Raw genomic sequence first — 11142 nt, forward strand, 5'->3', positions numbered from 1 at the left:
TCGTATTGTCCTGACTCAATTGAACCAGTTCCCACGAAAAACATCAAGGAAAATCGTTGACAATCAACTGCCCAGCCGTTATAGTAATCGAGTAAATAAAAACATGTAATTAATTACATGTTCAACTGCAGAATAGAAGGAGATTTTTACATGACTAAAACATTCAAAACGCTCGATGATTTCTTAGGCACCCACTTCATTTACACCTACGATAACGGCTGGGAATACGAATGGTACGCGAAGAACGACCACACCGTTGATTACCGCATCCACGGCGGCATGGTCGCTGGCCGGTGGGTGACCGATCAGGAAGCCAACATCGTCATGCTGGTTCCAGGCATCTATAAGGTGGCTTGGACGGAACCAACTGGGACCGACGTGGCCTTAGACTTTGTCCCCAACGAAGGCAAATTAAACGGGACCATCTTCTTCCCCAAGTGGGTCCAAGACCATCCCGAAATCACGGTCACTTATCAAAACGAACACATTGACGTGATGGAAGCCGCCCGGGAAAAGTACGATACCTACCCGAAGCTGCTCGTTCCCGAATTTGCTAAGATCACCTACATGGGCGATGCTGGCCAAAACAACGAGGACGTCATCAGTGAAGCGCCTTACCCTAGCCTGCCAGACGATATTCGTGCCGGTAAGTACTTCGACGCCAACTACAAGCGAATCAATAAGTAAGCCTTAAAAAAGTCGCCACCGAGACAATCGGGACGACTTTTTGGGTTCCTGGCCACCCTCACTTTGCGGTATACTGAGGACAATTCTCTCGGAAGGTAGGTCATAGACTGATGGCAAATTATATTAAAGAAATTCGTGAATTGGTCGGCCACAAGCCCATTATTTTAAATGCGGCGGGTGGTATCGTTGCCAACGACCGGCATGAAGTGTTACTGAACTTGCGGACGGACACCCACAACTGGAGTCTGCCCGGCGGTTACCTGGAATACGGCGAGACCTTCGCGGCAGCCGCGGTCCGGGAATACAAGGAAGACGCTGGCCTCGACGTAAAAATCGTGAAGTCACTGGGTATCTTCGATCAGGGCTTCACGACCTACCCCAACGGTGACGTTACCCAGGTCATTTCACAACTCTACCTACTCCAACCCATCGGCGGCCACACACTGGACCAGGCGACCGACGAGACTCTGGATTTGAAATACTTTCCGCTTGACCAGTTGCCACCGCTGTTGAACCAACAGACGGCTGACATGTTGGCCGCGGCCAAGGCTTACTTTGACCAATTAGACGATTAATCCGTGCTTGCCAATCACTGTGATAGGGCCTAGCACACCAGTTACCCGGTGGCATCGGTTTTTGCTTGACGGCCCTGCCAATTTAACAACCCAACTCATGCGTCTGGCTATTTTCTCCCGGACGCATTTTTCGTGCGCAGACTTTTTCAAATCCACGCACCCCATCTAACGACGACTCGCCAAATATCAACTCATTAAAGGTTGCAAGTACAAAAACACCTGATAACGCTCAGCTAACACCGTTGTCACAGCGACCTCCATCTCTGACTGCCTCCGGTTACGTCGGTGGTTAACCACAAAATTAACAGGAAAATCGCTGAAATGGCAATGTCCAGCTACATTAGTGGGTGATCTCCCGCGTAGCCGTGAGTGAGCTAAATTTGGACTCAGCCGTGGGAGTTTTCAAGTGATTTGCTTGGAAACTGGCGTCTTCGAGACGTGACTTTCGGCTCGAAGCGAGGTTGAAGACCGCCCTTTGGCTTCGACCGGTCCTTCCCACAGCGTCACAGTCCAAATTTGGCGAACGGTAAGGCGGCCAGCACAGAGCAAGGTACGTTCAAAGACTAAATTTATCCCTGTAAACCTTGGTGTCACCATAAATTTAGCTACTTTTAAACTTGCAACCTTGAGTCAACTCATTTGTGAAAACCAACCACCCACTCAGCCCGGATTGGCGTATAATAATAAACGTAGCAAAAACTTAAGAAACTATCTAGGTGTGGGCGCCAAGTATTCTTACCAAGTCCTATTCATGTCATACATAGTCACCCCGCGCCCACCCGTTAAGGAGTGAACTTTCAAATGAAGACTTGTCCGAACTGTCATCAAAAAGTTGCGGCAGACAGCATGTTTTGTGAGCACTGTGGGTTTGACCTCAGCCAGGCCCCCGCTAAACCACAACGGCGGCAACGACACCACACGTCGTCTAAGCCGGGTAAGCGGTCGAAATGGCTCAGCCGCGGCGTTTGGTGCGTGCTAGCCGTTGCTGCGATTGCCGTTATTGTCCTGGGATTTTCCTTTTACAACAAGCAGGCCGGTAAAGAAAAGCAGATTGCCACGATCACGGACTACATCACCGATAACCAGAGTGATGATCTGGCCCAGCGCCTGGTCAGCGATAACCCCAATCTCAAGATTACCGGCAATACCGTCCAGCCACTGTTGACCTACGCGCGGTCGCATCCCAATTATGTCAAGACCATGAAGACGGACCTGCAGACCAAGGGTGAAACGCGCGATCACACCTTCTCGTTAGTCACGACCGGTCACAGCCTGCTAGTCTTCCCCATCTATAAACTACGGGTCACGACCATGCATCCCGTCTTGACGACCAACGTGGCCAACGCGACGCTCATGGCCAACAGTCACGCCCTGACGACCTCGAAGAACGACCACTACACCTTTAAGGCGGGGCCGCTGTTCCCGGGTCATTACACTTTTAAGCTCAGTGGGAGTCGCTCTCACGCTAAGGTGTCGGCGAATCTGATTGCCAGTAACGACGTCGCCAAGCACGTGGACCTGATCGCCCAGGCCAGCCGTAAGGGCCATGACACGACCAACGCCAACGACGATGAGGCTACCGTCAGAGACGCCACCAACGGCCAGGTCACGGACAACACGACCCACGATGATGACGATTACGATGACGATAGCGATAACGACTACGATAGTTACGACGACCTGTCGACCAATGCCCAAATAGCGGTCGATGAGCTGAATGATAATGATTATATTGATAGCGAAGATGATTACACCTACACGGAATCGGAGGCCCACCCGGACGTGACCGAAGTCAAGCTGTACGACGCGGACACCGGCGACCACTACGGCACCTACCGCTACGATGACATCCACGATATCTTGTCCGAATACAATTCGGATTCGGGTAAATTTGAAACTGTCGATACCGACGACTAAAGAAAGGACGTTTCCCCATGAAGCAAACTTACTACCGGATCTGTTCCAACTGTGGTAACCAGAACGCGGCCGACGCTAATTTCTGCTTGAAATGTGGCACGACGCTGTCTGCCGCTGACGAGTACGCGCTGATTCCCCACGCTGCGGACCAGACCTTCCCCTTATTTGACCTAGAGCTGACCCCCGATGAGGTCGCCCAAACCAAGAATTTTAAAATCACGGCGGACCAAACGATCCCCGCTGGCTACCGATCAGCCGGTCTGATTTTTGCGGAAAGCGACGTTGCCCCGCGTGCTGGCGCCAAGGCGGCCTGGGAGGACTTGTTCAAACACGTTTACGCGCTCCTGCTGGCCAAGGGCTATGCCGGTGTGACGCGGGTGTCCATCCAACCTGAACCCATGCAACCGAGCCAGTTGTGCCTGTACGGCGAAGCGCTGGTTGTGGATGCCTCCTCGAGAATGGAGGCGCGGCCATGAAGCCACTGACTTTTCACGCACCGGCCAACGAGCAACCCGGGGCCCAGGCTAATTTCTGCCCCAACTGTGGTCAACCCGTCGCCGCGACCGACACCTTCTGCCCCAACTGTGGGTACGACCTGCAGGCGGCTAAACAGGCGGCCGGTCAGCCCCAGCCAACCCCGACGCAAACGACAGCTACCCCGACCGCACAACCAACGCGACGGGTCCGCCAACCGTGGTCCAAGAAAAAGAAACGGTTGTGGTGGGGCCTAGGCGGTCTGGCCGTGGTTTTGATTGCCTGCTTTGCCTGGGGCAGTAGCCATTATTCCCGTACGGCCACGCTCAACCGGACCATCGACGACATCAAGAGCGGCCAACATTTAACGGCCGACTTTACCAGCGCCAGCACCGACTTGACGCTCAACAAGCAAAAGCTGCTACCCATCAACCGCTACTACAGCGATCACGCGCGCGACCTCAGTAAATTAAAGGCCGACCTCGCCAGCAGCGGTCGTTCCAGCGATGGCAACTTCGTCTACGAACAAACCGGGCGGCATTTCTTATTCTTCCCCAAGTACCAAATCAGCGTCAGCCCCGTCTACCCGACTGTGACCACCAATCACACGGGCAACGTCATCACGCTGGACAATCACAAAATCGCGACGGCCACGACCGACAACTACACCAAGAAGCTCAGCGCCCTGGTGCCGGGTGAGTATCACCTGCAATCCAAGGGCCGAATCGGCGGCCACAATCTGACCAATAGCAGCGATTATCACATCACGACTAACAAGACTTACGACCTACAACTGACGACTATTACCGTGGAGTTAGACACGGTCCCCGGATCCACCGTTTACCTCAATGGTAAGAAGCTCGGAACCGCCGATAGTAGCGGGTCTTACCAGTTGAAGAACGAACCGTGGTCTTCGGATATGGCGGTCTACGCAGCCTACACCTCTGACATTGGTAAGGCCACGACGCCGACAACCAAGCTGAAGAAGAGCGATGATGACAGCTACGTCGACTTGGACTACAAGGATCTGATGGACCAGAGCGACGCCGATGATTTGATCAGTAACCTGTTTGAGGCGGCTGACGGGTTAGCCAGATTTGGCGGAACCGACGATGCGACCGACGATAACGGTGATCCGATGTCTGATTTCTTTGTCAACGGCGCCAACAACGCGTACTACACCGACCTCAAGAAGATGGCCAGAGGGTATTACGACAACGATGACCTGGACGCAATCGGCATGGATACCCACGTGTCCGCCGTCAATCCCGGCCCCAACGGCACCAGCATCGTCACGTTTACCGTGGAATACGACTTCGGTCTGACCAACTACGATTACGATCACGTCCAAGACTTCCAATACACCGCCACCGTTCAACCAGCCGGCAACGATGACTCGTCACAGAGCTATGAAATCGTGAAATACGGGCACGCCGTCAAGACCGACGACCGGCATGAAGACGAAGACTAAGGAGACGATACCATGACCAACCAATCTAAATTTTGCCCCCACTGCGGCAATGAACTAAAACCAGACGCCAAGTTCTGCCCCAAATGTGGCTACGCCGTGAGCGCCGCAACTGCGGACCCCGTCCAACCGGAACCGACGCCAACGGCCCAGCCACAACCGGCCCCACAAGCCACAACGCCCACCGGTAAACCGACTGGCGCTACCGGGAACTACTTCAACTGGTACTTCGCCACACTGCGGCACCCTAGCCAGGCCCTCCCTGGCACGAACCGTTTCTTCGGCCTGATCTCCTTGGTGGTCGAAGCCCTGCTGCTCTCCTTAACGTTGGTCATCCTTAGCCAAAAGCTGACGACTCTGGCCATCCGTTCGATGGATCAATATGCTGCCGCCGAACTAAGCCGCGTGCTCAACGTCAACGGCCTCATTTTCAAGACCGGGCTGACCCTATTTTTCTTGATCATCATCGGCTACGCCATCTACGTCGGCATTAGCTATGCCTTTCGGCGAATCATTACCGGTGAGACGCAGAATTTCTGGGAATTCCTCAATCACTTTGCTGGGGTCACCAACCTCTTGTTGATCTTCAATCTGATTACGTTCCTACTCGGGATGATCACGGGTGCGGGAAACTTCTCCAGCCTAAGCATCTTCCTGTTATTCCTGGTTCCCGCCAACATCCTGCTCAGCGCGGCGTTCATCTTCATTATCATCGACGACGTGGCCCTGCCCCGGATGGACAAGTTCTACACGGTCCTGCTGGCGGAATTGGCCTTGGTCGTGGCGTTCTTCATCTTTGGCTTTATTGCGGCCAACTTGGTGGGCGGCTCGATTGCGAGTTACGTCGAATCGCTGTACAACAGCGCCCTTTAACTATTCAGACAAATCGGTTAGGCTGCGGCCTGGCCGATTTTTTGTACGGTGTGGTGGTTCGCCTTACCGGTACGCGAAATGGCTTTACAAAATAATTGTTCATCTTCCCCAACCCGTGACCGTCGCAATCACTATCCCTCCACTAACGTTTAGTGGTATCCTAGAGGTTATTCTAAGCGAAACGGTGGCGGACAATTCATGAGTTTAATTTATATCAAACGGGCAACGATGGCTGACGTGCCGGCAATCATGCCGATCATTGCAAACGCTAAGGCGTTATTGCACGCGGATGGGAGTCCACAGTGGCAGGATGGCTATCCGGACGAGGCGGCCATTCGCCGCGATATTATGGCCCAATGTAGCTGGCTGTTGCTGATTGACGGTCAGGTGGCAGGAACCGCCGCACAGGTGATTGCTGACGACCCGAACTACCACGAAATCGCGGGTGCCGGCTGGCAAAATACTACGGACCCCTACGCCACGATTCACCGGATCGCCTTGAGCGCTGACTTTGCTGGGCATCATCTGAGTCATTTCTTCTTCTCAAACCTGATCAGCCAGGCCTACCAAGCGGGCATTCGGAATTTTCGGATCGACACGCACGACATGAACAAGCGGATGCAGGCCATCGCGACCAGCCTGGGCTACCAATACCGCGGCACCATTCACGTGGATGAGCCTGGTGACAACGCCCGCCGCGCCTATGAGCTGAATTTGCCGGCTGGTTCTGCCAAAGTGTCACATTAAGTTTGGCCAAGCAGACTCATTTAGCGGACGACCAGACGGGAATGGGTGGTATAATTACTAAAGTCCTACACCATTATGGCTATAAAATAATTCCAGGATGATGTATAATGGTCAGTACCGTAAGTAACTGAGTTTAACCCGGAAAGGGGATTTTCTGTTAAATGTATCGATTTTTCGTCCAGCCACAAGTGAACGTGGCAACGCAGAAGTTAGCTGGCTATGAGCTGTTACTGCGCTCATATCATCATGATTACTGGGTAACCCCGACTGATTTCACCGCGCTTCCAATGGACCAGCAGGTGTCGTTGTCCTATCAAGAAATCACCAACATCTTGAAGGACCGCACCGACAATCCTGAGATCTCGCTGAACTTAAATCGCCAGCAGTTCTCAGACATCCATACGATTGGCCACTTAATTCACTTAAAAAAATCCATTAAAAAGTTAAATCTGATTGTCGAATTGACTGAGGCGCCAAGCTTGGAAGAACTCCACCGCTTCGTTGCGTTGTATCGGTCATTTGACATTAAGTTGAGTCTTGATGATGTCGGGACGGATAATCCCTGGGGTCCCAAGATTCAAGACGTCCTGCCCTTCATGGACAGCATCAAGTTCGCCATGCAAAATTTCCGGCTGCAGCACCGGCAAAAGGAATTGCTGCCAAGCTTAAAGGCCTGGCGTAAAATTGCCGACATGTATCAGCTGGGCTTCACGCTGGAGGGCATTGAAGATACCAACGACGTCGCCCTGGCCAAGCAGTACAACGCCGGGATGACGCAGGGGTATTACTATAGCAAACCCGTGCCTTATGCGGCTGGGTAATTGATTTTTAGGTATAGGTAAAGGGAACGCTGGCTTTGGCTGGCGTTCCCTTTTTTGACGATGACCTTCATTGATTTGCAAAATTTTTAAAACACAGCCCCTTATGGAATTGCAGGGCAGTAGCTCTTGACCTTACTGATTTACAGAATTTCTAAAGCGGAAAAGCATATGCCGCGGGTGCACAAGTAGTTCTTGACCTTATTGATTTACAGAACTTCTAAAGCTTCTGCTCGTCAATCTGTTTGACTACTGCGGTTCTTGACCTTACTGATTTACAGAACTTCTAAAGCGATTGCTGAAAGGCCGTCATGATGGGGATGGTTCTTGACCTTACTGATTTACAGAACTTCTAAAGCACCTCCATACATGTGCTTGCGGGCATTGCGGTTCTTGACCTTACTGATTTACAGAACTTCTAAAGCCTACGTCTTCCTCCGTCGGCTTAAAACCGAGTTCTTGACCTTACTGATTTACAGAACTTCTAAAGCCCTTCCAACTAAACGAATCGTTTAACTTTAGTTCTTGACCTTACTGATTTACAGAACTTCTAAAGCTAGCCAGCACAGGGGCAAGCCCATACGGCGGTTCTTGACCTTACTGATTTACAGAACTTCTAAAGCTCATCTGTGGATTAAAAGACTGAAGCATCGGTTCTTGACCTTACTGATTTACAGAACTTCTAAAGCAGGGAACCAAAAGGCGACTTACGCCCGTAAGTTCTTGACCTTACTGATTTACAGAACTTCTAAAGCCAGAAACACCCATGCGATTGAATTCTTCTTGTTCTTGACCTTACTGATTTACAGAACTTCTAAAGCCAACGATGTGGGCGTCTTGCATTACTTGGCGTTCTTGACCTTACTGATTTACAGAACTTCTAAAGCAATTCTTTCGATGGTACTAGAATAACTCCCGTTCTTGACCTTACTGATTTACAGAACTTCTAAAGCCCCCGCCAAATCGTACTCAACGCCCGCCGGGTTCTTGACCTTACTGATTTACAGAACTTCTAAAGCCCCACTTAAAAGCATGGCCGACACCGCCGCGTTCTTGACCTTACTGATTTACAGAACTTCTAAAGCCCCCAACCAGGCACTGGTTTTGGCTCGGGTGTTCTTGACCTTACTGATTTACAGAACTTCTAAAGCGCCATAAAGTGTAACAGTCATAAACCCAGTGTTCTTGACCTTACTGATTTACAGAACTTCTAAAGCGCAACCGTGAGTTTGTCCCACCCACGGCCCGTTCTTGACCTTACTGATTTACAGAACTTCTAAAGCAAGTCTCTTTATTTCTTGTCTTATATTTTTGTTCTTGACCTTACTGATTTACAGAACTTCTAAAGCTCATGATTCTTAACATATCTTAAATTGTCCGTTCTTGACCTTACTGATTTACAGAACTTCTAAAGCAGGTAATTGTCGATGTCAATCAGGTCATTGGTTCTTGACCTTACTGATTTACAGAACTTCTAAAGCGATGCCAGGCGCCCGGTGTAGTTTGACTTAGTTCTTGACCTTACTGATTTACAGAACTTCTAAAGCTTACATCCCCGCAGATTCTCCGAACAGCGTGTTCTTGACCTTACTGATTTACAGAACTTCTAAAGCATTTCTGAAAGGCCATCATGATGGGGATGGTTCTTGACCTTACTGATTTACAGAACTTCTAAAGCCGACGCACACACCAGTAACGGTTCCCGTGGGTTCTTGACCTTACTGATTTACAGAACTTCTAAAGCGCTTTCCCAAGTCCTTGCGAGTGCTCTTTGGTTCTTGACCTTACTGATTTACAGAACTTCTAAAGCGGTTGGTGGGACTCCCATGGTGATCCCACAGTTCTTGACCTTACTGATTTACAGAACTTCTAAAGCCATACTTAAACCCAAAAAAGAGGAGATTAAGTTCTTGACCTTACTGATTTACAGAACTTCTAAAGCGCATCCGTTTAACCGCAAGTAGCCCTTGGCGTTCTTGACCTTACTGATTTACAGAACTTCTAAAGCGTATATCATGGCACAAATCTGACGAGTTGAGTTCTTGACCTTACTGATTTACAGAACTTCTAAAGCCGTTGTAAGCCTACTGCAAGCACTGTTTGTGTTCTTGACCTTACTGATTTACAGAACTTCTAAAGCACTCTAAAGACTTCGGTGTCCCACAACACCGTTCTTGACCTTACTGATTTACAGAACTTCTAAAGCTAAAATTAATCTTGCTATTGATTGGGACAAGTTCTTGACCTTACTGATTTACAGAACTTCTAAAGCAACCACTTCAGAAAACGTTTAGTCGTCTCAGTTCTTGACCTTACTGATTTACAGAACTTCTAAAGCGATAGGCGTCGTAGTGCTGGCCATCCAGCTGTTCTTGACCTTACTGATTTACAGAACTTCTAAAGCCGTTATTTTCACACTAATATCTCATCATAAATTCTTACCAGAGGACAAAATCGCTATCGATGTAGTGGTAATCGCATCCCCCGAAGTAGTCTTTACGACGAATAGGTGAAAATTCAATTAGAAGAAGCGGCAAATCAACGTTAGCCATAAACCTCACCAACATTTTCAGCTGGCTGACCTGAAGATAATGGCTAACATTGGTCAAAACAATCATGTGTTGATCATGCAACTCTAAAAGCACCTTAACTAACGTCTCGATTATACCATACGGATTTTCCTGGATGTCAGGTGCCAGCTGAATTCCACTGAATTTCACTAACTTGGCAATCTCAGGAATTGTTGGTAACTCCATTGGCACGTCCATTAAGTAGCTATCCGCTAACATTTGTGATAGAAGCTCACGTAATCCATCGGCTAATTTTACCGTCTGGTTATCAGCTAACAGTTTGACGAGTTGAGCCTGCAACTTACGCTGAAATAGATCGTTCAAATTCAACGTCAACATCGGGTCCCCGAACCACTGTGGACCCATCTTGGCTGGTACCGATGCAAAATCGTCATCGCTCACCTTGACTGTGTCCGCCTTTCCTTGAACACCGGCAGTCAAGTTACGATAAATTCGCTGTGACCCGGTATCAATCACCGTAATCTTTCCTGGCTGCACAGAGAACGGTGGGAAACTATAATAGGTCACGTTCATATCATAATCGTCCTTTCCGCTGAATTGATAATATCACGGTTGGGTTCCCCCGAAATAAAATGCATGGCTTGGTATTGTTTCTCCGTCAGCATGACTGATTGCACTAGCCCTTCTTTCGGTGTGATAGCCGCAATCCGTTGTTCAACAGCTTTGGCATTCTTAGAATTAGCACAAACACGTACGTAGACAGAAAACTGCATCATAAAGAATCCTTCAGAAATCAACGCCTTTCGAAAATGTCTATAGTTCCGTCGATCCTCGCTACTCACCATTGGTAAATCAAACATAATCATTAATCGCATAATTTGATACCTCATTGGGAACTTCAACCTCGATTCTAATCTGATCCATTTCTGCGTTTAAATACTTTAACGCGTAGTGCTAGTAATGTAATATTTTAAAAATTGAATAACAAGCTTAAGTCCTAATGCATGCAAAAAGCCCGCATTTGCGGTAACTTCTATGGCGACGAAACCAAG

Annotated in this window: 10 protein-coding genes and 1 CRISPR repeat array; of the genes, 8 read left to right on the forward strand and 2 right to left on the reverse strand. The window is 49.4% G+C overall.

The features are described from left to right. Window positions 1-150 precede the first annotated feature (150 nt). From NGM66_RS04020 to NGM66_RS04055, 8 genes are all read left to right on the forward strand, one after another. Complete coding sequence (locus NGM66_RS04020) at window positions 151-687, forward strand: phenolic acid decarboxylase (protein ID WP_208907383.1); 537 nt, start codon at window positions 151-153, stop codon at window positions 685-687. 110 nt (window positions 688-797) lie between these two features. Then, entirely contained in the window at window positions 798-1262 is a 465-nt protein-coding gene (locus tag NGM66_RS04025) for an NUDIX hydrolase (protein WP_208907382.1), read from the forward strand. An 801-nt stretch (window positions 1263-2063) separates the two neighbouring features. After that, on the forward strand, window positions 2064-3179 hold the full coding sequence (locus tag NGM66_RS04030) for a TcaA second domain-containing protein (protein ID WP_208907381.1): 1116 nt from the start codon (window positions 2064-2066) through the stop codon (window positions 3177-3179). 17 nt (window positions 3180-3196) lie between these two features. Continuing rightward, window positions 3197-3655 (forward strand): zinc ribbon domain-containing protein, encoded by a 459-nt coding sequence (locus NGM66_RS04035; protein WP_208907380.1) that lies wholly within the window; start codon window positions 3197-3199, stop codon window positions 3653-3655. Further along, window positions 3652-5124, forward strand: a complete 1473-nt coding sequence (locus tag NGM66_RS04040) for a zinc ribbon domain-containing protein (protein ID WP_208907379.1) — start codon at window positions 3652-3654, stop codon at window positions 5122-5124. The genes NGM66_RS04035 and NGM66_RS04040 overlap by 4 nt, the downstream gene beginning before the upstream one ends. Window positions 5125-5136: 12 nt before the next feature. Further along, entirely contained in the window at window positions 5137-5994 is an 858-nt protein-coding gene (locus NGM66_RS04045) for a zinc ribbon domain-containing protein (protein WP_208907378.1), read from the forward strand. Window positions 5995-6192: 198 nt separating this feature from the next. Further along, window positions 6193-6741 carry a GNAT family N-acetyltransferase gene (locus tag NGM66_RS04050; protein ID WP_208907377.1) on the forward strand — a complete coding sequence of 183 codons (549 nt, stop codon included), beginning with the start codon at window positions 6193-6195 and terminating at the stop codon, window positions 6739-6741. Between the two features lie 161 nt (window positions 6742-6902). Then, a complete protein-coding gene (locus NGM66_RS04055; RefSeq protein WP_208907376.1) occupies window positions 6903-7562 on the forward strand; it encodes an EAL domain-containing protein in 660 nt (219 codons plus the stop codon). A 122-nt stretch (window positions 7563-7684) separates the two neighbouring features. Continuing rightward, window positions 7685-9963: direct repeats of the CRISPR family, unit length 36 nt; unit sequence GTTCTTGACCTTACTGATTTACAGAACTTCTAAAGC. 34 nt (window positions 9964-9997) lie between these two features. Here the strand turns inward: NGM66_RS04055 and csn2 are convergent. Together csn2 and cas2 are read right to left on the reverse strand one after the other, a co-directional pair. Further along, window positions 9998-10663, reverse strand: coding sequence for a type II-A CRISPR-associated protein Csn2 (gene csn2, locus NGM66_RS04060; RefSeq protein ID WP_208907375.1), 666 nt, complete (start codon window positions 10661-10663; stop codon window positions 9998-10000). Beyond that, window positions 10660-10965, reverse strand: coding sequence for a CRISPR-associated endonuclease Cas2 (cas2, locus tag NGM66_RS04065; RefSeq protein ID WP_208907374.1), 306 nt, complete (start codon window positions 10963-10965; stop codon window positions 10660-10662). The genes csn2 and cas2 overlap by 4 nt, the downstream gene beginning before the upstream one ends. Window positions 10966-11142 lie beyond the last annotated feature (177 nt).

The organism is Levilactobacillus yiduensis (assembly GCF_024718525.1).
In the GTDB taxonomy this organism is placed as follows: Bacteria; Bacillota; Bacilli; order Lactobacillales; family Lactobacillaceae; genus Levilactobacillus; species Levilactobacillus yiduensis.

Coding starts and splice junctions, on each gene's coding strand:
- NGM66_RS04030 (WP_208907381.1), top strand. CDS start 2,064: ATGAAGACTTGTCCGAACTGTCATCAAAAAGTTGCGGCAGACAGCATG.
- csn2 (WP_208907375.1), bottom strand. CDS start 10,663: ATGAACGTGACCTATTATAGTTTCCCACCGTTCTCTGTGCAGCCAGGA.
- NGM66_RS04050 (WP_208907377.1), top strand. CDS start 6,193: ATGAGTTTAATTTATATCAAACGGGCAACGATGGCTGACGTGCCGGCA.
- NGM66_RS04025 (WP_208907382.1), top strand. CDS start 798: ATGGCAAATTATATTAAAGAAATTCGTGAATTGGTCGGCCACAAGCCC.
- cas2 (WP_208907374.1), bottom strand. CDS start 10,965: ATGCGATTAATGATTATGTTTGATTTACCAATGGTGAGTAGCGAGGAT.
- NGM66_RS04040 (WP_208907379.1), top strand. CDS start 3,652: ATGAAGCCACTGACTTTTCACGCACCGGCCAACGAGCAACCCGGGGCC.
- NGM66_RS04045 (WP_208907378.1), top strand. CDS start 5,137: ATGACCAACCAATCTAAATTTTGCCCCCACTGCGGCAATGAACTAAAA.
- NGM66_RS04020 (WP_208907383.1), top strand. CDS start 151: ATGACTAAAACATTCAAAACGCTCGATGATTTCTTAGGCACCCACTTC.
- NGM66_RS04055 (WP_208907376.1), top strand. CDS start 6,903: ATGTATCGATTTTTCGTCCAGCCACAAGTGAACGTGGCAACGCAGAAG.
- NGM66_RS04035 (WP_208907380.1), top strand. CDS start 3,197: ATGAAGCAAACTTACTACCGGATCTGTTCCAACTGTGGTAACCAGAAC.